Origin of the sequence: Moritella sp. F3 (assembly GCF_015082335.1) — a bacterium.
Lineage (GTDB): Bacteria > Pseudomonadota > Gammaproteobacteria > Enterobacterales > Moritellaceae > Moritella.
Genome location: NZ_BLRL01000001.1, coordinates 618316 through 641720, shown reverse-complemented (window position 1 = coordinate 641720; position 23405 = coordinate 618316). Strand labels below are relative to the sequence as shown.

Genomic DNA, 23405 nt, shown 5'->3' with positions numbered 1-23405 from the left:
TATAACCACAGTAGTTAGGCTTAAATTTTAAATTACCACCTAACTAAGTATATTAACTATGTTTATACCAAGTTACAGAAGATTAATAAAGTGTTACAAATAAATTAAACTTTCGCCGAACTAAGTAGTAGCTACCTGTCACACTAAAGTGTGGGTTATTTAATCATTTTTTTTAGCTCAAATAAATGAAAAGAAAAGCGAACTTGTCATTGTCTAGTGGCTAAAACGACAGATTAATCACAATGTGTGCGTAAATAATGCTTTCATGATGTTTATTATTGGTGACAGTGGGCTTTCTAATGAGCGGTGGCTAGACTTAGGAAGACTGAGGTTACGATAGGTTTTAACAACTCATCTACAGCCTTTAATTACAATGAGGGAGTTTATTAATGAAAATGGTAAAAGCATTAAGCACTATTTTATTGTCTGCGCTAATTTTAGTGGGTTGTTCGGGTACATCAATGAAAACGCAAAATCTGGATGAAGCGGAATATACCGTCATTGGTCCTGGTCACGCGACTGCAACTGGCATCATGTTATTTCAGTTTATTCCAATCCAACAAAATGACCGTTTTGTACGCGCCCAAAAAGCGGCGATTGAATCGAGAGGTGGTGATGCTCTTATCAATGTAGAAGTGCAAGAAGATTGGTTCTGGGCTTGGATATTGAACGGTTATCAGACCACTGTATCGGGTGATGTCGTGAAGTTGAAATAAATTAATATATGATGTTATTCGTTTTAATATTGATTCACTAATACCTTTACTATGCCTTTAATATAGCTAGGGTATTTGGTGAATTCTAGGTGACATTAATTTAACTATAGGGTGAAAATAATGCTGATTATTCACCCAGCTTGAGCTTGTTTTGCGTGTGAGATCAAGCTTGGGCAACTACAATCGCGATCTTGGGTAATCTCCGCTTGATTCTGACTCTTCTATACGGTTATCTTTAGTCATCTTAGGTTTAAACTTATGTGACAAAGGAATGAAGATGTCAGAACAAAAATATAGATTAGTAACGCGCAGTGATTTTGATGGTTTAGTGTGTGCGGTACTTTTAAAACAGCAAAATCTTATCAGTGACATTAAATTTGTTCATCCTAAAGATATGCAAGACGGGAAAATTGATATTACCCCGAATGATATCGTCACAAACCTACCTTATGTTAAAAGTGCTTATCTGACTTTTGATCACCATCTTTCAGAAACAATCCGTAATACTGGCGAACGTGACAATCACATTATCGATCCTGATGCGCCTTCTGCGGCACGTGTCGTGTGGGATTATTATGGTGGTTTAGACACATTCCCTGCGCAGTGGATTGAAATGATGGAAGCCGTTGATAAAGGTGACTCTGCTCAGTTCAACCGTGATGAAGTATTGAACTCGCAAGGCTGGAACTTGATGAACTTCCTAATGGATGCGCGAACTGGGTTAGGGCGTTTCCGCGAATTCCGTATTTCTAACTATGCGTTAATGATGGATTTGATTGATTATTGTAAAGACCACGACATTGACGATATTCTGACATTACCAGATGTAAAAGAACGTATTGATTTATACCGTGAACACGAAACTATGTTTAAGCAACAAGTTGAACGTTGTGCAACGGTACACGATAATTTAGTGTTACTTGATTTAACGGACGAAGAGACTATTTTCGCCGGTAATCGCTTCATGATTTATGCGTTATTCCCACAGTGCAACATCTCTATTCATAAGATGTGGGGGTTCCAAAAGCAAAACATCGTGTTTGCTACGGGTAAGTCTATTTTTGATCGTAATTCGAAAACTAACGTCGGTGAGCTAATGCTTAGCTATGGCGGCGGTGGTCATATCGCTGCAGGTACTTGCCAGATTGAAACGACTAAAGCAGAAACTGTACAACAAGAACTGATTGCTAAGATCACTGCAGACGGCTAGTCGTTATTAGGTCAGAGTCTCGAATTGATGGGCTAACAACATATCTACTGTAGCCCAGTTAGCAAAAATCCCCCACAGCGTTCTTCTATCTCTCTATATTATAGAAAGTAAAATAGCTGTGGGGGCTTTTTAGTATGGGCAATCACCCGTACTACTTTAAACTAATTTAGTACGTCTACTAGTTTAGTGAAAAGTGCATTTAATAAAGTGTGTGATTATTTACCACAACACTTCTTAAATTTCTTACCGCTGTTACACGTGCAAGGATCGTTACGACCTACTTTAGCGCCTTCTCTTACGATAGGAGCTTGGGCATGGTGATGGCTACAACCTGGACCGTGTACGTGACCTTCTTCGCCGTGTGCGTGTTGGTTTGTCATTGTGTATTCCTTAATGTTATTTTAGTACTTCATTTTCAGTGCTGAAATTGTATAACAAAGCGTCTCGGTGTCGTTAACGTTATTATTGCCGTTGCTGTTATATTAATCAGCAGGATTCAGAGCTTCTTTGATTTGGTCTGAATCAAAACCCTTACCAGATAGATAAGCGTAGGCTTTAGATTTTCCTGCACCGCTATTAATATCAAGGCGTTTTTTGGCCAATACATCGATACAGCTTTGATAAAAATCGATATCACCCGCTTCTTCAAGTTGATCAATCAGGCTATCAAATTCTTCAACATCAATGAGTTTCTTACGCAATTCATTAAGTATGACTCGCTTACCTTTGCCTTTACGGTACAGCTTCATGGTTTCTTTGCTCAGGTCTGCCTTTTCTGCTTTTACTTCGAGCTTACTTCTTAATGTTTCTTTTTCAGGGTGTAGGGCAACGGCATGATCAATTTCAGCACGTGAAAAACCTTTGGTCGTGAATTGTGAATAGACTTTTTCTTTGGTGGTGTTGTGAAAGGTTTGGAATGTGCTGCTTAATCGCGAGGCTGCAAGCTCGAACTGATCGATGTTTTCATCATACATAACCTGTTCGATGGCTTCTGCTATTTCTTTTTGACCTACGCCGCGAGCACGTAATTTACGTGTAATCGCTGATTTACCCTGCTCATTATGAAACGCAGACTCAGCAAAACGTATTGCAAAGTCAAAATCGCTTTTAATGTAGTTTTTACCGACGAGATCGGCTAATACGATTTCTATCCATTCCTGGTTTTCTGTTTTACGCTCAAGCTTGGTGCGTATTTCTGCAAGCGTGTAATCTTTTTGCGCTAAATGCCAATATGCCGAGTTATATACATTCTCAATTGCTTTTGCTTGTCTGAGTTCTTTTTGCAGCATAGAAGACCTTCTATTTGATTAAGCCGTAGTTGTTAGACACTGATTTTAACATTGATAGGGGAGGAGGATATAAAATTGTTATGTATAAGTAGAAATGAACTTCATTAGTAGATGTTATCTATAATTGATAGTAGAACCGTGTTCAATATACCTCTTATTATTCCGTAATAAAATTACAAAATAAGGTTTTAACACTTTTGGGGTGGGTGTTTTATGTGTTTAAAGTGCGGTTAATTTGTAACTAAATTGTAAAGTATAATGAATTAATTACTTGGTTTATAAAAAGTGTGATCAACATCTCTATTTAGTTTTATTTTACAATCCCCAATATGTGATGTTGATCGTCATTATTTTGTGTGCTTTTTGACCTTTTTTTAGATGTAATCTTACTACAGTCTTTATTTGTGATGCGTGTCACTGGTTTTTGTTTTCGCGTTATTTTTAAGTGTGACCTATATCTCAAATTCTCATGTCACATTGTTCGCTTGATAATGCGTGTTAAATTCTACCTCACAAACAGACACGGCTGACTTGGCCAACACTTTGGCTAGATTGGCCACAGATTATAATTACGGGGTAAATGGAAATGGTATCTCCTGCAGCAAAGATTAAAGTACAAAACTTTGGTCGCTTTCTCTCTAACATGGTAATGCCAAATATTGGTGCATTTATCGCTTGGGGTTTTATTACGGCTTTATTTATTCCAACTGGCTGGTTTCCAAATGAAACACTAGCTTCTATGGTTGGTCCAATGATCACTTATTTACTGCCACTATTGATCGGTTATACCGGTGGTAAAATGGTTGGTGGCGAACGTGGTGGTGTTGTAGGTGCAATTACCACAATGGGTGTGATTGTTGGTACAGATATACCTATGTTCATGGGGGCGATGATTGTTGGCCCATTAGGTGGTATCGCAATTAAAAAATTCGATGAAGCTGTTCACGGTAAAGTGAAAAGTGGTTTTGAGATGTTAGTTAACAACTTCTCTGCTGGTATTATCGGTATGCTTTGCGCCATTCTTGCCTATCTTGTGATTGGTCCTGCAGTTAAAGTTCTTTCTGGTGGTCTTGCTGCTGGTGTTGGTTTCATGGTTGAAAATGGTGCATTGCCACTTGCTTCTATTTTCGTTGAACCAGCTAAAATCTTGTTCTTAAATAATGCGATTAACCACGGTATCTTCTCACCGCTAGGCATTCAGCAATCTGAAGAGTTAGGTCAATCTATTTTCTTCTTGATTGAAGCTAACCCAGGTCCAGGTTTAGGTTTATTACTTGCTTACATGGTATTTGGTAAAGGCAATGCAAAACAATCTGCAGCGGGAGCATCAATCATTCACTTCTTTGGCGGTATCCATGAGATCTACTTCCCATATGTATTAATGAATCCACGTCTTATCCTTGCGGTTATTGCTGGTGGTATGACTGGTGTATTCACGCTAACTGTATTCAATGCTGGTTTGATTTCACCTGCATCTCCGGGTTCAATCTTTGCGGTATTACTGATGACACCTAAGGCCTCGCTAATTGGCGTTGTCTTATCAGTTATTGCATCTACCGCAGTGTCTTTCTTTGTAGCAGGTCTACTAATGAAAACACAAACTCAAACTGATGAAGATGAGTCTTTAGAGAAAGCAACAAGCCAAATGAAAGGTATGAAGTCTTCGTCAAAAGGCCAGTCAGATACCGCAGTTAACTACGCTGATGTGAGCAAAATCATTGTGGCTTGCGATGCTGGTATGGGGTCAAGCGCGATGGGTGCAAGCTTATTACGTAAGAAAGTAGAAGCTGCGGGTTTAGCTATCTCAGTGACTAATTTAGCGATTAATAACTTACCACAAGATGCCGATATTGTTATTACACACAAAGACTTAACTGACCGGGCTCGTTCACACGCTGGTAATGCAGAGCATTTATCACTGACTAACTTCCTTGATAAAGGCCTGTACGATAACTTGGTTAATACTCTAGTTGATGCAAAAAATAAAATTGAGACTGCTGAGGTTAAAACGCTGAAACTGACTGCTGATAATGTTTTTTTGAATATGACGCCAGTATCAAAAGAAGAGGCGATTAAGTTTGCAGGGGAGCAGCTTCTTAACCTTGGGTATGTAGAAAAAGGTTACTTAGCGGGCATGCAAGCACGTGAGCAGTTGGTCTCTACTTACCTTGGTGAATCAATTGCTGTGCCGCACGGTACGATTGAAACAAAGAAATTTGTTAAGCAAACCGGCATCGTATTCTGTCAGTTTCCACAAGGTATCCAGTGGGGCGAAGATGAAGACGATATCGCTAAGCTGGTTATTGGTATTGCCGCGCAAGGTGATGAACATATTCAGGTGATTACGGCTATCACTAATGCACTGGATGATGATGACGCTATCGAATGTTTGAAGGCAACTACTAACCCAGCTGACGTACTGCGCATTTTAAACGCTTAATAAAATGAAGGTGGTTATAAACAACTAACCACCTGTTACTGCAGTACAAGGTTGCGATAGACATAGTGCAGATTAATAAAAAATTTAAATTTATAGTGAGAATAAATAATGAAAGCATTACATTTTGGTGCAGGTAATATAGGCAGAGGATTTATTGGTAAATTGTTAGCAGATGCTGGCATTGCCGTTACTTTTGCAGACGTAAATAAAACCGTTATTTCAGCCTTACAAGAACGCCAAGCATACCCAGTAAAAGTGGTTGGTGCGCAATGTGTGACCGAGCAAGTGACAAACGTAAACGCGATTGATTCGACAAGCTCTGAGTTAATTGATTACATTGCTAATGCAGATTTAATAACGACAGCGGTCGGCCCCACTGTTTTAAACATTATAGCTAAATCGTTAGCACAAGGTATCGAACAACGTATCCAGTCTGGTAATACAGCTGCGCAGAATATTATCGCTTGTGAGAATATGGTACGTGGTACTACGCAGTTAAAAGCAGCGGTGTTGAGTCACCTTCCTGAAGCACTTCATGGCGATATGGAGGCGTTAATTGGTTTTGTTGATTCTGCGGTAGACCGTATTGTACCGCCAGCAGAAGCTGGTGAAACAGATCCACTTGCTGTGACAGTTGAAACATTCAGTGAATGGATTGTCGATCAGACTCAATTTAAAGGTGATACTCCGCATATCCCAGGTATGGAATGTACTGATAACTTAATGGCATTTGTTGAACGTAAATTATTTACCCTTAATACCGGTCACTTGATTACCGCTTACTTAGGTATTTTAGCTGGTCATGAGACGATCAAAGACTCGATTGAAGATGATAATGTTCGTGAGCAAGTTAAAGCGGCAATGCAAGAGAGTGGGGAAGTGTTGATCCGTCGCTATGGTTTTGATCGTAATGCACATGCAGCTTATATCGAAAAGATCTTAAGTCGTTTTGCAAATCCTTATCTACGTGATGAAGTTGATCGTGTCGGCCGCCAGCCAATTCGTAAATTGAGTCCTCAAGACCGTTTAATTAAACCGTTAAATGGTACGTTTGAGTATCAAATTCCAAATGCACATTTGATTAAAGGGGTTGCTGCTGCGTTTTTGTATCAGAACGAAGATGACCCACAAGCGGTAGAATTGCAGGCAATGTTTGCTGAAAAAGGACTCGCTGTAACACTAGCACATTATTCCGAGGTGAATGTGGACTCAGAAGTTGTCAAATTAGTTGAACAAGCTTATGATGCTTTAAAAAAATAACACTATTGAGTTAAGTGCCCATACAGGGCGCTTTTATTAAATTAGATAATTATGCCTAACGTTAAAAACTTTGAAGCTGATGTATTAGAAGTCCTATCTGAAACCAATAATGCCCATGAATTTTCGATGGTTTGTTATGATGTGTTAGAAGATGCCGTTGATATATTACTTCAGAATGTATTCAGAAAAGATGATTATGCTGTTAAGTATGCTGTCTCACCGCTACTCGATAATGATGGTCCGCTGTGGAACCTTGATGTACGCTTAAAGCTGCTCTTTGGACTTGGCTTATTATCACAGTCGCTTTATCAAGATATTGAGAAGTTCACCTTACTGAAAGGGGTGACGCAAGAGTTTGAAGACGAGCTGCTGTTCACGTCTGCCGAATTTATTGCCTGTCTTAATGAGATATCTGCAGTCACACGTATCATGCCAATAGAATTTGATGCGAGCTTATTGGATCCGAGCATGCCTGATTTATACGCAATGCAAATGAATCGCCAAAAAGAACGTATCCGTTCAATTCTAATTTTAGCTATTACCGATGTAGTAAAAGAATTACACCGAAAAACGCCTTTAAGCTAATTATCCAAGATAAACCACGACGGTTTATCTTGTGACTCATTATTAACTTCAATATACTCACTCTACAAATATGTTATCTAGCGCAGCTATAATAGCTATTTATTATCACTAATGATTACTACACGTGTTTATTAAGCTGTTTGACGATATAAAGCAACGTAGAAGGAACTGGTTCAGGTTATGTTATTAGAGCAATTAATAGAAATAATTGAGTTTACAGATTCAGATTCCCTCGCTGATGCCCTCCAAGTATTTAATCACCAGGGCATCATTGCAAATTCAGCATTACCTTACCTTGCTGTTGTTTTTGATAATGCACCAACTCAGTTGTGTCATAAGTTAAAGCAAGTTGGTTTTAAGGGTGATATTGATATCAAGGGGCTTAATACCGACAGTAAAGGTCAGTGTTATGCTGTTTATGATACAAATCGTTTTAACGCGATTGAAGCACAAGGTTGGTTAGAAGCTAACTCTAACTAGAATCACCTGTAATACACGCATTATCGCTATCTTCATATACCCGCATGCAGTTTCTTTGAACTATACGATTTTGCGGGTTGTAATCTGTTACATCATTACAAAAAATTATGATTGTTAGTACATTTGATAATTGTTATTCATAAATGCCCCCCCTTATAATATTCGTCTACAAACGTGAATAAAATCAATGCAGGCCTAATTCAATATCAAAAATGTGAGCTTCTTCAAGTAGTTATTGTTTTTGATCGTTTACTCTAGTGCTCTACATGGATAGTGATAATAATTGAGGGACAGATGAATTTATTTCCACGAGACTTCTTATGGGGCGGCGCTATTGCTGCAAACCAAACCGAAGGCGCATTTCAGCAAGATGGTAAAGGTTTATCAACAGCAGACTTATTACCTAACGGTATATTGAGCCAGCATCAAGAAAGTACAGATAAAACCCCTGGCATTAAAGACCTTGCCATCGATTTTTATAATCGCTATCCACAAGACATCCAATTGTTTAAAGAAATGGGCTTTACTTGCTTAAGGCTCTCTATTGCGTGGACGCGTATTTTCCCTAATGGCGATGAAAGCCAGCCTAATGAAGCGGGTTTAGCTTATTATGATGGTATTTTTGATGAATTAGCCAAGCATGATATTAAACCTTTCGTTACGTTATCGCATTATGAAATGCCAGTCGGTCTGGTTGAAGGTTATGGCGGTTGGGCAGACCGCAAACTGATTGATTTTTTTGAGCGTTATGCGACGACAGTATTTGAACGTTATCAACATAAAGTAAAGCTGTGGCTGACCTTTAATGAAATTAATATGTCGTTACATGCACCATATACGGGCGTGGGTTTACCTGAAGCAGCTGATGAACAAGCTATCTATCAAGCAATACATCATCAACTGCTTGCCAGTGCAAAAGCGGTTACTTTTTGTAAACAAATCATTCCTGATGCGAAAATTGGCAATATGCTATTGGGCGCGCTTAACTACCCTTATACCTGTAACCCGGATGATGTGATGGCTGCCGTGCATGAGAATAACAAGTGGTTATTCTTTGGTGATGTGCAAACCCGTGGCCGCTACCCTGGTTATATGTTGCGTTATTTCCGCGACAACAATATCGAAGTGATAATGGAAGAGGGGGATTTAGAAACGTTAGCTGATGCCAGCGTTGATTTTATCTCGTTTAGTTATTATGCCAGTGGTTGCGCAAGCGTAGATCCTAAGCAAAAAGAAGTCGGTAATATTGTCGACAGTGTACCGAATCCGTATTTAGAAAAAAGTCAGTGGGGCTGGTTAATTGACCCTAAAGGTTTACGTATATTGTTGAACTTCCTGTATGACAGATACCAGAAACCACTGTTTATTGTTGAGAATGGCTTAGGCGCTCGTGATGAAGTGACAGAGGATGGCGAGATAGTTGATGATTATCGCATCCAATATTTGAATGATCACCTTGTGCAGGCCAGAGAGGCTATTTTAGACGGTGTTGAATTGATGGGGTTCACTAGCTGGGGGCCGATTGATTTAGTCGCTAATTCGACGGCTGAGATGGATAAGCGTTATGGCTTTATTTACGTTGACCGCCGTGATGATGGTAGTGGTACATTAGAGCGCACCCGTAAGGAAAGTTTTTTCTGGTATCGCGATGTAATTCAAACACGTGGCGGCTCGCTTAAGGCTCATCTTTAAGAGAGGTTGCGTGCGATAGGTGTGGATTTAACACCTGTTACGTCTAAGTGTTGTAATACCTGACTTGCGCTCATGGAGAATGGGCGTATATTTTATATTCATTAGTTATAAATAGTCAGTTATTAATTTTTAGCTATCAACGAGTCATTACGTATTTTTATAAAAGTGAGGTGTTTATGCCTGCAATTCCTACAGACTTTGTAAATTATAAATCAACCGCTGTTTTTACTTCAGATAATATCCCGAAGATGTTCCTTCATTTGCACAATACCCGTTCGGGTGTTTACGGTCAGATTAATGTGATTAGCGGTGAACTTAAGTTTTATGGTTTTGCCGAAAGACGCGGTGCGGTTGAGCAAGAAATCATCATTAAGCAAGGCGAACTTGCAGTTTCACCGCCTGAGTATTGGCACAAAGTTGAATTTATGACTGACGATACTAGCTTTCGCGTTGACTTCTATGCACAAGAAGATTCGGATATTGTGGCAGAAAATCGCTCTGAGCGTAATGATTAAAGGAGTAAGTGCATGTCGACAGTGAAACCTAAATTGTATTATGTCTATGATCCTATGTGCTCCTGGTGTTGGGGTTACAAGCCTGTGTGGCAGAAGATTAAGCAAGCAGTTGCTGATGATATCGAGGTTGTCTATGTGTTGGGTGGTTTAGCCCCTGACACCGAAGAACCTATGCCTGAAATGATGCAGGCGCAAATTGCTTCTTATTGGAAGAAGATTGAAAACTTCCTTGGCACGCAATTTAACTATGAATTTTGGACTGATAACACGCCTCGACGTGCGACTTATCCAGCTTGCCGTGCCATACTTGCTGCCCGTGAGCAAGGTGCAGAACAAGCCATGTTTGATGCTATTCAAGTTGCTTATTATACGCAGGCTAAAAATCCAAGTGATAACTCTGTGTTAGTCGATTTAGCAAAAGAGCTTGGTTTAGATATCACTCAATTTGAAACAGATTTATTGGCGCTTAAAACTCATCAGGCGTTATTAACCGAAATTAGGTTTGCGCGTTCAATCGGTGGTAACAGTTTTCCTTCGCTGTTTTTAGTCAAAGGTGATAAGTCAGTTGAAATACCAGTAGATTATAAAGATGCAGACGTGACGATTGCATTAATAACAAGTGAGGCTTAACGTTGATAAGGCTGGAAGCCTGGTAAGATAAAAGTTTGGTAAGATAGAAAAAGTTTTTAAGGTTATAAAAAAGCTCAACCTAACGATAGTAAGCACATGTGCTTATAAAGTTAGGCTGAGCTTTTTTAGAGCAGTCGTTTTAGAACATTAGTATTAAAACAGTTGGCTAATCGCTTTTGAAAGCTAATCAGCTATTACGCTTGTACTAGTTCTTTTTCTGCAGCAAGCGCTAGTTTTTTCTCTAAAGCTAATGCTTCTTGTGCATGCGTCATCTTAATAGCAGCCATCGGTCCTGTTATCAGGGTGATAGCGATTAAGAATGATACCGGCACAGCCGTGATAACAATGAATGATTGCAGTGCGTTCAAACCACCGTCACCTGCAAGTAATAATACCGCAGCAACACAGCCCATGATCACAGCCCAGAATACGCGATGTTTACGATCGGGTTCATTATCACCTGATACCACCATAGCAATTGAATAAGCCATAGAGTCACCCGTAGTCACGACAAACGTCGTTGTCAGTACCAAGAATGCAGGTAATAAGATAAAGCTTAATGGTAATTGCTGTAATGTTGCTAGCAATACCGCTGGTAAGCCCGCTTCAGCTAATGGTCCAGAAATAATCCCTGGCGTTTGTAGCTCAAAGAAGATACCTGTGCCACCGAGTGCCGCAAACCAGAAGTTTGTTGCGATTGGTGCGCCAACGGCAACAGCCAATACTAACTCACGAATAGTACGACCTTCAGAGATACGCGCAATGAAGATTGCCATCATAGGTGCAAAACCAATGAACCAGCCCCAGAAGAACCAAGTCCACCAAACATTCCAACCTGGATTGTCGTTAGTGACACTCATGGTTGGCATGTCTTGCAAGTAAACTGCAAAGGCACGACCAAATTGTTCAAAGATGAATTGTGTTGGACCCAACACTAAGATTGCGATTAGCAATGCAAATGCACCGATAACGTTTAAGCGGCTAAGCCACTGTAAACCTTTATCCATGCCTGATGCCGCTGATGCTGCGCAAATAAACACGACTACAGCTAAAATCATCAACTGAGAGTTCATGTCGTTTTTAAGGCCTGTTAGCACTTCAAGGCTGTAGCCCATTTGTGATGCTAAGAAACCAATAGGACCAATAGTACCAGCAGCTACGGCGATAATTGAACAAGCGTCAATCACTGCACCAAACCAATGGTTTTCTAAACGATTACCAACGATAGGGAAAAGTAACGCACGTGGGCGTAGCTTAATACCATGATGGTGATGCGCATACATCAACACAATCGTTGCGAGTGTGCCCAGTACAGACCAGGCGAGAAAGCCCCAATGCAAAAAGCTTTGGCTTAGTGCTGGAACAACGGCTTCAACAGTCGACCCTGTAATGTCAGGATAACTTGCTGATGGCGTAATGAAATGATAAATCGGTTCGGCTGCAGACCAGAAAACACCACCACCTGCTAATAGCGTACACATGATCATTGCTAACCAGCGGAAGGTGCCTATTTCGGGTTTGGTTTTCATACCCATACGCGTTTTACCGTATCGGGTTGCTGCGATGCATAATGCAACTGCAAAGTTCGCTACCATTAGCCATTGCCAAAAGTAACCAAATTGTCCAGCAGCGGCTGAAAATAAGTCTTGAATTAAGGTTGTGAAACGAGGGAGATCAATGATCGCAGCTAATAAGAACAGGCTAATAAAGCCAATCGTTAATGCTGGAACCAATTTGTCGCTTTTGCGACGTTCTGAGGTATTCGTATTTACGGGTACTTCTTCGCCAATCTGGCATGCATTTATTTGCATAAAATTCTCACTTAGGGTGTGAGGGGCGAGATAATACCGATATTTACGCGATTATCCAGTGTTATCTGGGGTGTTAGATTGACGATTTAGTTTTTAAAGTTGTATGTTTATATTCAGGCGTTATTTAAATTGTATTTATAATCAGTTGTTTATGGCTGTAATTACCTCCCAAGTAATAATGTGATATTGATCACGGTTATTTTATCGTCGATTTTTAGGGGTGTTCATTTATTGACCAGCTCTGGTTAATACGTGATAGGCACAAAATAGGATCCTATCGGGCTATTAGCATTCTAATTGTCAAAAGGACTTACATCCATATATTAACGATTACCTTAAACCCAGCCTTTTATTTGTGATTCAAAAAAGAAACTTCTTGGGTCGCTAATACTGAGATCTATGCCATCAAGTTTCGTGCTCAGAGCGACTATATTGGTGAGATAAATGCAGCTGCGTCCTAATTCGACCATGTTCTCTTTTTCTAGCTGTTTAATGGCTTCATTAACACGTTGGCGTGCAATACCGGTTATGCGGCTTATCTGCTGCTGCGAGATCATGATTTTAGGTATTTCACCTTGTAGCTTAGGTCTATTGCTGGCCACTTCAAGTAGCAGATAAATAACACGCGATAAGGTATTCGCACTCATGACGATTTGTGCTTGCAGCCACTTGGCTTTTACATCGAATGACATACCGTGGAACCATTTGTATATCTCGACATTATTTTTGGCGATACGCTGTAGCTGACTGTTCTTGAAATGGACGATAGAGACGGGATCTATTTGGCCTATAAAGAAGGGTTTATAGTCAGATATTGCTTCAATTTCCTCAAACCCACCAAACCAGCAGCCTTTACCGACAACGACACTGTTCACTGTTTTTAGATTCGGTGTTTGTAAGCAGATGGCTACCGTGCCTTGAAGAATGAAGCTAATACCTTGATGGGCGATATCCGAACCTTCCAGTTCACTGGTTGTTAGATTGTGTTTTACCTGTGCGATTGATACCAGTTGATCCATGAGTTGTGGAGAAAGTCGGGTAGTCCAGTTTATGGTCTGTGCTAGCGCGGAATCAATCAAAAGGCAGTCCTTTTAGTGTCTATAAATAAAGGCGGTGTTTTCATAAAGTAATTTGGCGCCAATATACAACAAATGTCCTATATCGGACAACCAAAACTCATACCTTAGGACAGTATTAGGTTGTAATAAGAAAGCTCAGTGTTGTAATAAGAGTGTTCGGTGTTGTAGTAAAGAAGTGTAGTGGCGTAAAAAGAAAGTGTAGGTATAGGGAAATGGACAGCATAAGCAGTAATGTTCGCAGGTAATGCTTAACGGTTAGATAAACATATCTGCGAACAATGGTTACTCGTTTTGACCTGCAATGATGATTTAAACGCTTGGTAGTATTCCCGCCGCAACCAATTTATTGTGGCTTGCCTCGAGTAATAGCTGATTCGCATTGGCTATATCAGGAGCAAAGTAACGATCCTTATCATAGAAGTCTACGCGTTCACGTAACTCCGCTTTTGCTTGTTCAACCAATGGCGATGATTTTAGTGGCGCTCTAAAATCAAGCCCTTGTGCTGCAGCCAACAATTCAACCGCCAAGATACCACGGGTGTTTTCAGCCATGTCTTTTAAACGGCGACCAGCAAAGGTTGCCATAGACACGTGATCTTCTTGATTCGCAGAAGTAGGTAAACTATCAACGCAAGCTGGGTGTGCTAAGGATTTATTCTCACTGGCCAATGCTGCGGCGGTGACTTGCGCGATCATGAAACCAGAGTTAACGCCGCCATTATCAACCAGGAACGGCGGTAATTTACTTAAGCTGCTATCAATGAGTAACGCCATGCGACGCTCTGACAAACTGCCTATCTCTGCAATTGCGAGTGCAAGGTTATCACTGGCCATCGCGATAGGTTCTGCATGGAAGTTACCTGCAGAAATAATGTCTCCATCATCAGCAAATACCAGCGGGTTATCAGATACCGAGTTTGCTTCTACTTCAAAGATTTCGGCAGCATTACGGATCTGTTGTAAACACGCGCCCATGACTTGTGGCTGACAACGCAGTGAGTAAGGGTCTTGGACTTTTTCACAGGCAGTATGTGAGTTACCAAGTTCGCTGCTAAAGCCGAGAATATGACGATACATAGTCGCAGAATCCATTTGCGCACGATGACCACGCACGCGGTGTACGCGAGGGTCGAATGGACGGCGGCTACCAAGTGCTGCTTCAACTGTCATTGCGCCACATAAAGTTGCGGATGCAAATAAGTCTTCAGCGGCAAACAAACCTTCAAGACCAAACGCAGTAGAAGCTTGCGTACCGTTTAACAGCGCTAACCCTTCTTTTGGTGCGAGGGTTATTTTCTGCATACCTGCAATCGCTAATGCTTCTTCGCCAGAAATGACTTTACCTTGATGGCGCGCTTCACCTTCGCCAAGCAAAACTGTACTCATGTGGGCAAGGGGAGCAAGATCGCCTGATGCACCGACAGAACCCTTTTTCGGTACGCACGGATATACTTCGGCATTTACCAATTGCATTAATGCTTCAATGACCGATAAACGGATACCTGAGAAACCACGCGCTAGGCTGTTAATTTTAAGCACCATCATCATACGCACAGTTTCGTCGTTCATGAACTCGCCGATACCAGCGGCATGGGATAATACGATACTACGTTGTAGCGTTTCTAAATCTTCAGGGGCAATGCGGGTGTTTGCCAATAAACCAAAGCCGGTATTGATACCGTAAGCGACTCGATTTTCAGCAATCACATCATTAACGACCTGTGTACTAGCATGAATATCTTCAAAGCAGCTTGGGTCGAGTGATACTTGCACTGGCGAACGACTGATTTGACGAAGTTGTGCCAGCGATAGTAATCCCGGCTTAATTGTTAGTTGGTACATATTATTCTCCATGATTATTTATACCAATTACTTAAGCATCGGTAGGTCTAATTTCTGTTCTTTAGCGCAGTCTTTTGCAAGATCATAACCTGCATCAGCATGACGCATAACACCTGTCGCTGGATCGTTACGCAGTACGCGACTAATACGCTGGTGCGCATCTTCAGTACCGTCACAAAGTACGACCATACCTGAATGTTGCGAGAAGCCCATACCAACGCCGCCACCATGATGCAGTGAAACCCACGTCGCGCCACTAGCTGTATTAAGCAGGGCGTTTAACAGTGGCCAATCTGATACGGCATCTGAACCATCCATCATGCCTTCTGTTTCACGGTTCGGACTAGCAACAGAGCCTGAATCGAGGTGGTCACGACCAATCACAATCGGTGCTTTCAGTTCGCCATTTTTAACCATTTCATTAAATGCTAAACCCAGACGCTGACGGTCTTTTAAACCAACCCAACAAATACGTGCAGGTAACCCCTGGAACTGAATACGTTCGCGCGCCATGTCTAGCCAGTTATGCAGTTGTGGGTTATCTGGGATCAGCTCTTTTACTTTCTGATCGGTTTTGTAGATATCTTCAGGATCACCAGACAATGCCACCCAACGGAAAGGACCAATACCCTCGCAAAATAAAGGACGTATATAAGCGGGAACGAAGCCTGGGAAATCAAACGCATTCTCTACACCTTCTTCCATGGCCATTTGGCGAATGTTATTACCGTAATCAACCGTTGCTGAACCTGCTTTTTGTAGGTCTAACATGGCTTGAACTTGAATTGCCATTGACTGTTTAGCGGCTTTTACGACAGCTGTTTCATCTTCTTTACGCATTGCTGCTGCGTGCGCCATTGTCCAACCTTGTGGCAAGTAGCCATTCAGTGGATCGTGAGCAGATGTTTGATCAGTAGTACAATCGGGCACAACACCACGTTTGACTAATTCTGGGAAGATATCAGCGGCATTGCCTAATAAGCCAATCGAGGTTGGTTTACCTGTTTTGATTGCATCATCAAGTAGTGCTAATGCGTCATCAAGCGTTGTGGCTTTCTTATCAACATAGCCTGTGCGTAAACGGTAATCGATACGTGATTCATCACATTCAACGGCGATCATAGAAAAACCTGCCATGGTTGCTGCAAGTGGTTGCGCGCCGCCCATGCCGCCTAAACCACCGGTTAATACCCAACGACCTTGTGCTTGACCATCAAAATGCTGCTTTGCCATGGCAACGAATGTTTCGTAAGTGCCTTGAACAATGCCTTGAGAACCAATGTAGATCCAAGAACCGGCTGTCATTTGTCCGTACATCATCAAGCCTTCTTTATCTAGCTTGTTGAAGTGTTCCCAGTTAGCCCAATGCGGTACTAGATTTGAGTTAGCGATTAATACGCGCGGTGCGTTGCTGTGCGTTTGGAATACGCCTACCGGTTTACCTGACTGTACTAATAGAGTTTCATCATCTTCTAAACGTTTAAGTACTTCGACTATTTTGTCGTAACATTCCCAATCACGTGCTGCTCGACCAATGCCACCGTAAACTACCAATGAATGCGGATGTTCGGCAACATCAGGATGTAGGTTGTTCATTAACATGCGTAATGGCGCTTCGGTTTGCCATGACTTGGTATTCAGCTTTGTGCCGTGCGGGGCAATGATTGTTCGAGATGTATCTAAACGTTTATCAGTCATTAGGATTTCCTTTTCAGTTAAACTGTTATGTATTCGTTAATTTGAGAACATTGCGCGGGAGATATCCCACGTTAGTCGCGCTGCAAGCCTTGCAGTTTGATTGTCTATATCGAAATTGGGGTTGTATTCGGCCAGATCTGCCACTAATAACTTGGCTTTTCCTACATCGTTTTTAGCGTTAAAGATGGGTTGTAATAAAGCTTCGACACTTTCAAGAGATATACCTCGCGCTGCGGGTGCACTGACACCGGGCGCAGTGCTTGCCGAGAACACATCAATGTCGATGGTCAAGTAGAGGTAGTCGACGTTATCTATAAATGTGGTTAGCTCTGCGATACGTTCTACAAGCAGATAAGAGGCCAGCTGGTGGTCTTCACGATAATGTACGCCGAGATCATCGGCTAAGGTAAATAGCGCTTGGGTATTACTGGCGCGACTGACACCAAGACAGGCGTAGTTAAATTCCCAACCTAATTGTTGGCAGTGTTTGGCTATTTGATTAAAAGGCGTGCCAGAGCTGGTCGGAAATGCTTTATCGTCTGCTGAATAAGTACGTAAATCAAAATGGGCATCGAAGTTGATAATGCCAATTTTCGGTTTAGTTACATTAGCTTTGTTAACACTGACTGTTTGCAAATGCTGATAAACTGTTTGTAAGTGCCGAGAAAGTCCTTGGAATGTGCCCCAAGCGATCTCGTGTCCGCCACCTAGTACGATGACTTTGTTCTGTTTGTTCAACGCGGATTCAACATGTTTAGCCAGTTCTTGTTGGCTACGGGCTAAGTCAGCATCGTTACAATAGATATTGCCGCCATCAATAAAGGTTGATGTGTTTTTATTCGTTGTTTTATCTGTAAAAGCAGGATTGTCATGATGCCACGCCATATTGGCTAACGCTTTACGGATCACATCAGGTGCTTGTACTGCACCCACGCGGCCTTTATTACGCTTAACACCTTCATCACACGCGAAACCAAGTAGCACAACCCCATCTTGGCTGTCAGTTGTAAGTAGCACGTCTTTATCTGCAACGAGTACCTTTTGATGAAAACGCATACCTGCTTCACCGTCTTCGGCGTCAATACGACCTTGCCAAATGTCCGCCTTGGTCGGTTCGTAATAGCTTGTTGTCGGATAGATAGTCTTAGTCATGACAAAGCGCTCCATTTAAGATGCGTGCGTGTAGTCTTGGTGTTCCAACTTCATATGCTAACTGTGCAGGGTGGTCGATATCCCAGATTGCTAAATCAGCATCGTATCCGACTTTAATTTGGCCGCGAGCGTCTTGTAGCCCTAATGCGCGGGCGGCATGGCAAGTTACCCCTCGCAGTGCTTCTTCAGGCGTTAATCTAAATAAAGTACAGCCCATATTCATCATCATAGTTAATGAGGCGATAGGGGAGGTACCCGGATTGAAATCGGTTGCTAATGCCATTGGCACGTTATGTTGACGCAGAAGTTCAATTGGCGGTAACTGGGTTTCTCTTAAAAAGTAGAATGCGCCAGGTAATAGGGTGGCGACTGTGCCATGCTCAGCCAGTGCTTTCACGCCTTGTTCATCAAGGTATTCGATATGATCAACCGAAGTTGCGCCCATTTTTGCAGCCAGTTCACTACCGCCTAGATTGCTTAATTGTTCGGTGTGACCTTTGATTCCTAAGCCGTGAGATAAGGCAGCCTCGAATACGGCCTTGGTTTGCGCCAAGTTAAAACCGATGCCTTCGCAGAATACATCCACAGAGTCCACTAACTTCGCCGCAACCGCTGCTGGAATTATCATGTCACAAACATAGCGGATGTAGCTATCGGCATTACCTTTATATTCAGGCGGTACAGCGTGGGCAGCTAGCAGTGTGGTTGATACCTTGATATTGGCGTGCAGCTCTAATTGCTTAGCTGCGCGTAGCATTTTTAATTCATCTTCAAGCGTTAGCCCATAGCCTGATTTGATTTCAATCGTAGTGACACCATCTGCGGTCAGAGCTGATAGGCGCTTAAGTGCTAGTTCGACTAACTCTACTTCCGTTGCTGCGCGAGTGGCGTTAACAGTAGAAAGGATACCGCCGCCTTGTTTAGCAATGGTTTCATACGGCACACCTGTTAAGCGTTGCTCAAATTCTTTCGCGCGATTACCTGCAAATACCAGGTGGGTATGGCTGTCGATAAGACCCGGAGTGATAAGGCGGCCTTGGCAATCAATAACGTCAGTGAAAGTAGTTGTTGGGCATTGTTGCATTGCGCCAATTTCGACGATCTTACCGTGCGCCATTGCAATGTAACAATGAGGTTGGGTTTGGTAATCGGAATCACTTTGATCCATAGATACAATTGTTGTATTGGTTAGCAATAAACTCATCAGTCACTCACGTTGTTAGATTGAAGTATAAGTTACATTATAATCCGTTATTAAAAATGCAGGTTTAAATGTATATACAATTAAATAGACAATTTAAGGATTCAGCGCAAGTTATAAATCGGTTTGTTGTGATCTAGTTGTGGTTTTGTTAATTGTTTGAAGGGTTTTTTATGATGTGTGTCGATATTGAATCGACACGGTTTGACGGCAATAGCTTAGCGGAATAATTTGATTTAGCGAAGAATTGGCAGTGCTACATTTCAGCTTTTAGGCTTAGTTTATATTTATCTGCTGGATGATAAAGTAGGGCAACACTGATCAGATCTTGCTTGCTCCAGGTGCGACGATTGAGTAACAGACAAGGTTGTAGTGCTGTTAAGTTCAAGTGCTGTTGGATAGATGTGATTGGCATTACCGCTTCAACAGTATGTTCAATCGAGCTTAAAGGACAGTTTTTAGTTAAGTATTCATTGGGTGTTGCTAGGCTGAAGTCTTGTGTAATGTAGTCTGGCGCAAACAGTGGATTGACCCAGCGCACTTCTAGCTGTAATGCGGTATCGTCTTCATAATGTATGATTTCACTAAAGAAAATTGGCGTATCTATTTTAACGCCCAACCGCATCGCTATGTCATCATCTGCAGGTATTGTCACCTGACGTAGTATTTTATTGCTATAGGTTTTACCGCGTTGACGGATTTCATCGGCAATATTACGAATATCACTCAGGGATGACTCGACCTTTTTCTGGCATACAAAGGTACCCAGACGCGGCGTTCTTTCTAATAGACCTTGATTGACTAAATCGCGTATGGCTTTATTCACTGTCATCCGACTGACGTTAAACTGCTTGGTTAATTCTAGCTCTGTTGGGATCTTGTTACCAGGCAGCCAAACATGGGTATTGATTTTTTCAAGGATGAAGTCTTGGATCTGAATATAGCGCGGCGAACTGTTCATAGTGTCTAACCTTGGTAAAGTCTAATTTTAATAGCAGTAAAATGGCGTAGTCAATTGAGCTTAATTGACTATACAAATGATCTATTAGTTGGTGATAAAATGCAAGTTATTATGTGTTGGGGGATTTGGTAGTGAGGGGAGGGAGTTTAATTTGTGGAATTTTCGAGTGCAATGTGGCTTGAACTGAAAGTCCTCCCCAAAAAACATCGACAGTGAATGATTAGGGGAGGAAATACATTTATTCCTTATTTTGGCTCGATTTTAGTGGGAAAAGAACTCTAATTACGCGCTCGTATTCTTTATGAAACTCAGCTGAGTCGTAATCTTCACCTGTTATCATTTTTGACATTTTAGGTAAGATCATTGGCAGAGAGGTCAGGCTGATCATGGCTAAAAGAAAGTAAGCAGGATCAACATCATTTGATAAACCTTCTTTATCTAGAAGATTAGAATAAATCTGTTTAGAGAAGTTGAACCCTTGCTCTTGCTCTTTTTCAAGTGCTTTAGCATTCCCTTTTTCAAGGCTATCAACCGATAATAACAACCTAAAATAATCTTTAGTATGATCGATATTTTTTAACCAATGATTAGTCAATTCAAAAAAATCATCTGTCGGTTCAGTTTCAGTTACCTTCTGAATATTGCCTAACTCTGTTTTCATTACTGCAGTAAATAAGCCGTCTTTGTCATTAAAGTAGTGATAAACCATTCGCTTGTTTACCCCTGCATTTTTAACAATACGATCTATTCGAGCACCATGGTAACCATGTTGCGTAAACTCCTGTAGCGCAGACTCTAAAATTTTTTGCTGTGTTTCTTGCGGATTGCGCGTAACTTTTGTCATTAAAAGTAATACCTTAAGTTCATTCTAACGTAATCGTCATTTTGGACGCCGGCAAAGAAAAGGTCATTGTCATCCACATGATTAAATGTTTGAACAATAAAGTCGTATTTCCAGTTACTGGTGATACGTTGTTGCACTTCCATACGAAATACTTGTGTTCCGTCTTCTAAGTCAACAAATCCACCTACGAGAATTTCTGTTGCCCCAATATCGTTGAAAGTATATCGTATACCTGAAAATAAATCATTATCAAAACTAGTGCGGGTTTTGCCTAAGCTATCATAGAGATACTCACTAATAAGGCCTAAATCATGGCCATTAAATAGATCAAAAAAAGTGTACTCGAATCCAGTGATTGCAGCGTTAGAACTCCCAAAAGTGGCTTCGTCTCGGTAGAGAGCCTCAGCCTTTAATAAGAGAGAATCTCCGGTCCACTGCACATCAACAGAGGCTTGCCTCAGTTGATCATAAAAAGGAACGAGTGTGTTACTTTGTGGTTCATAATTCAGTATAGGATTACGTCCTGTTCCCTGAAAATATCCAATACCTAAATCAATATCACCCAAGGTGTGTGCATACCGTAATGCATAATCTACATGCTTTTCTTCCTTTTTCGAATAAAATTGAGATGATTCCTCTTCAACATTTATTTTGCCAGAAAAAGCGCGGCTTTTATTAGAGGCAAAATTTCTTTCTCGAAAATACGGTAATACCCAAGCACTGAAACTACCGATATCAGAGAAATAGGATACTTTGATCATAGGTTGCCCAAGTCGCGATTGATAATCTAAATTTTCAACGTAATCAACTTGGTTAATCACATCGACGAGAGAGTGACTCTCGGCGACGCCCCAGAACTCTTTAGATATGCCGATTTTGTACTCAATATCTCCTATGGATTGAGTCCAAGAAAGCTCTCTAATATCGGAATGTGAACGATGTTCATCATTGGCATCTTCTCGATGAAAAAGCCGAGCATCAAGGACTTTATTTCCAAAATCCCAACTATGACGATAGTTAGGTTGAATAGTTAAAGAGGAAGAAGAATTACTCAACTCTGTGCTTTCACTATCATTCAGGAAAAACATAGTCTCAATTGAAAGCTCTAAACCTATATCATGGTCGCTGGCTTTCGCTATTGATATCGGCATCAAAAATAATGCAGTTAATAAAGAGGTTTTCAACGTAGTCATTGCTTACCTCTTCATTGCATTTTTTGTGAAATCTTTATTAGAGAAACCGTTGTTGAAAGTCATATCTCCTATCCATTGCATTTCTGTACTGTTACCATTTTGATGGTTCGTCATAACAATACTGTGCGCGCGCCAAAAATTGCCAAAATAGTTCTTATAGTTCGAGAGTACTTGGGTTTTATATTTTTTACCGACAGTATCAAACAGTTCTACTTTGTGTGTTAAGAAGCGTTCTGTATCTATCCACACGATTTGGTAACTATAACCACTTCTTGCGTAGGCTGGCTTTCGCTCAATTTTAAAGTAACGAGTATCATTGATGGTCTCTGGTTCGAGTAACGTGTAGGTAAATTTCTCGAATTCAATAGAGCTTAGATCTTCAAAGGCAAACTCTGAGCCCATAAATGGCCCTGATTTATTTGCAGATGAAATTCGTTTCACACGTTTTACGGCTGGTAAATAAATCCACTGATCATCATTGCCTTTTATATGCGAATGAGTCAGAACTGCTGAGCCCTTGACGTCGGCGGGATCTTGAAACACCATCAAAACCTTATTGCCATCACCATCAACTTCCAGTGATTTGCTTTTCATAAGTCGCTCGACCTGATCGCCACCGTCTTTTTTGATGACCATTTTCATCGTCTCAAACGAATCCCCAAACCCTTTATTCGTGGCAATATTTTTCCTAACAATATCTTCAAGGTTTAGCTCTTGGGCAGCAACCGATAGAGAGATAAATGTAAAAAGTGTGAATGCGAATAATTTTTTCATAATAGATTTCCAATTTTGAATATTAAACTAAAG

General features: G+C 41.1%; 21 protein-coding genes. 9 read left to right on the top strand and 12 right to left on the bottom strand.

What is annotated here, in order from left to right:
• Window positions 1-389 precede the first annotated feature (389 nt).
• Together JFU56_RS02785 and JFU56_RS02780 are read left to right on the top strand one after the other, a co-directional pair.
• Window positions 390-716 (top strand): hypothetical protein, encoded by a 327-nt coding sequence (locus JFU56_RS02785; RefSeq protein ID WP_198435748.1) that lies wholly within the window; start codon window positions 390-392, stop codon window positions 714-716.
• Window positions 717-993: 277 nt separating this feature from the next.
• Window positions 994-1926 carry an exopolyphosphatase gene (locus tag JFU56_RS02780; RefSeq protein ID WP_198435747.1) on the top strand — a complete coding sequence of 311 codons (933 nt, stop codon included), beginning with the start codon at window positions 994-996 and terminating at the stop codon, window positions 1924-1926.
• 215 nt (window positions 1927-2141) lie between these two features.
• Here JFU56_RS02780 and JFU56_RS02775 read toward each other — a convergent pair whose 3' ends face one another.
• Together JFU56_RS02775 and JFU56_RS02770 are read right to left on the bottom strand one after the other, a co-directional pair.
• On the bottom strand, window positions 2142-2306 hold the full coding sequence (locus JFU56_RS02775; protein WP_198435746.1) for an SEC-C metal-binding domain-containing protein: 165 nt from the start codon (window positions 2304-2306) through the stop codon (window positions 2142-2144).
• Window positions 2307-2408: 102 nt separating this feature from the next.
• Window positions 2409-3215: a RecX family transcriptional regulator gene (locus JFU56_RS02770; RefSeq protein ID WP_198435745.1), complete on the bottom strand. Its 807-nt coding sequence runs from the start codon at window positions 3213-3215 to the stop codon at window positions 2409-2411.
• 580 nt (window positions 3216-3795) lie between these two features.
• Between JFU56_RS02770 and JFU56_RS02765 the strand changes: the two genes are divergently transcribed.
• From JFU56_RS02765 to JFU56_RS02735, 7 genes are all read left to right on the top strand, one after another.
• The gene (locus tag JFU56_RS02765) at window positions 3796-5655 is read left to right on the top strand and encodes a PTS mannitol transporter subunit IICBA (protein WP_305798232.1); all 1860 of its coding nucleotides are present in this window, start codon (window positions 3796-3798) and stop codon (window positions 5653-5655) included.
• A 108-nt stretch (window positions 5656-5763) separates the two neighbouring features.
• On the top strand, window positions 5764-6915 hold the full coding sequence (locus tag JFU56_RS02760) for a mannitol-1-phosphate 5-dehydrogenase (protein WP_198435744.1): 1152 nt from the start codon (window positions 5764-5766) through the stop codon (window positions 6913-6915).
• A gap of 51 nt (window positions 6916-6966) precedes the next feature.
• Window positions 6967-7500 carry an MltR family transcriptional regulator gene (locus JFU56_RS02755; RefSeq protein WP_198435743.1) on the top strand — a complete coding sequence of 178 codons (534 nt, stop codon included), beginning with the start codon at window positions 6967-6969 and terminating at the stop codon, window positions 7498-7500.
• Window positions 7501-7680: 180 nt separating this feature from the next.
• A complete protein-coding gene (locus JFU56_RS02750) occupies window positions 7681-7980 on the top strand; it encodes a hypothetical protein (RefSeq protein WP_198435742.1) in 300 nt (99 codons plus the stop codon).
• 294 nt (window positions 7981-8274) lie between these two features.
• The gene (locus JFU56_RS02745) at window positions 8275-9672 is read left to right on the top strand and encodes a glycoside hydrolase family 1 protein (protein WP_198435741.1); all 1398 of its coding nucleotides are present in this window, start codon (window positions 8275-8277) and stop codon (window positions 9670-9672) included.
• 176 nt (window positions 9673-9848) lie between these two features.
• Entirely contained in the window at window positions 9849-10187 is a 339-nt protein-coding gene (locus JFU56_RS02740; protein WP_198435740.1) for a DUF1971 domain-containing protein, read from the top strand.
• Between the two features lie 12 nt (window positions 10188-10199).
• Window positions 10200-10817, top strand: a complete 618-nt coding sequence (locus JFU56_RS02735; protein WP_198435739.1) for a DsbA family protein — start codon at window positions 10200-10202, stop codon at window positions 10815-10817.
• Window positions 10818-11011: 194 nt separating this feature from the next.
• On the opposite strand, the gene JFU56_RS02730 is transcribed toward JFU56_RS02735, so the two are convergent.
• The 10 genes from JFU56_RS02730 to JFU56_RS02685 form a co-directional block, all read right to left on the bottom strand.
• On the bottom strand, window positions 11012-12628 hold the full coding sequence (locus JFU56_RS02730) for a BCCT family transporter (protein ID WP_198435738.1): 1617 nt from the start codon (window positions 12626-12628) through the stop codon (window positions 11012-11014).
• 335 nt (window positions 12629-12963) lie between these two features.
• Window positions 12964-13707, bottom strand: a complete 744-nt coding sequence (locus tag JFU56_RS02725) for a Crp/Fnr family transcriptional regulator (RefSeq protein WP_198435737.1) — start codon at window positions 13705-13707, stop codon at window positions 12964-12966.
• A gap of 309 nt (window positions 13708-14016) precedes the next feature.
• Complete coding sequence (gene hutH / locus JFU56_RS02720; protein ID WP_198435736.1) at window positions 14017-15549, bottom strand: histidine ammonia-lyase; 1533 nt, start codon at window positions 15547-15549, stop codon at window positions 14017-14019.
• Window positions 15550-15576: 27 nt separating this feature from the next.
• Entirely contained in the window at window positions 15577-17247 is a 1671-nt protein-coding gene (hutU, locus tag JFU56_RS02715) for a urocanate hydratase (RefSeq protein WP_198435735.1), read from the bottom strand.
• 36 nt (window positions 17248-17283) lie between these two features.
• A complete protein-coding gene (gene hutG, locus JFU56_RS02710) occupies window positions 17284-18399 on the bottom strand; it encodes a formimidoylglutamase (protein ID WP_198435734.1) in 1116 nt (371 codons plus the stop codon).
• Window positions 18392-19603 (bottom strand): imidazolonepropionase, encoded by a 1212-nt coding sequence (gene hutI / locus JFU56_RS02705; protein WP_198435733.1) that lies wholly within the window; start codon window positions 19601-19603, stop codon window positions 18392-18394. Before hutI ends, hutG begins: the two co-directional genes overlap by 8 nt.
• Before the next feature lie 253 nt (window positions 19604-19856).
• Window positions 19857-20561, bottom strand: coding sequence for a histidine utilization repressor (hutC, locus tag JFU56_RS02700; RefSeq protein WP_198435732.1), 705 nt, complete (start codon window positions 20559-20561; stop codon window positions 19857-19859).
• 238 nt (window positions 20562-20799) lie between these two features.
• Window positions 20800-21405 (bottom strand): TetR/AcrR family transcriptional regulator, encoded by a 606-nt coding sequence (locus JFU56_RS02695; RefSeq protein ID WP_198435731.1) that lies wholly within the window; start codon window positions 21403-21405, stop codon window positions 20800-20802.
• A complete protein-coding gene (locus JFU56_RS02690; protein WP_198435730.1) occupies window positions 21405-22598 on the bottom strand; it encodes a hypothetical protein in 1194 nt (397 codons plus the stop codon). The genes JFU56_RS02695 and JFU56_RS02690 overlap by 1 nt, the downstream gene beginning before the upstream one ends.
• 3 nt (window positions 22599-22601) lie before the next feature.
• Entirely contained in the window at window positions 22602-23372 is a 771-nt protein-coding gene (locus JFU56_RS02685; protein WP_198435729.1) for an outer membrane lipoprotein-sorting protein, read from the bottom strand.
• Window positions 23373-23405: the final 33 nt, after the last annotated feature.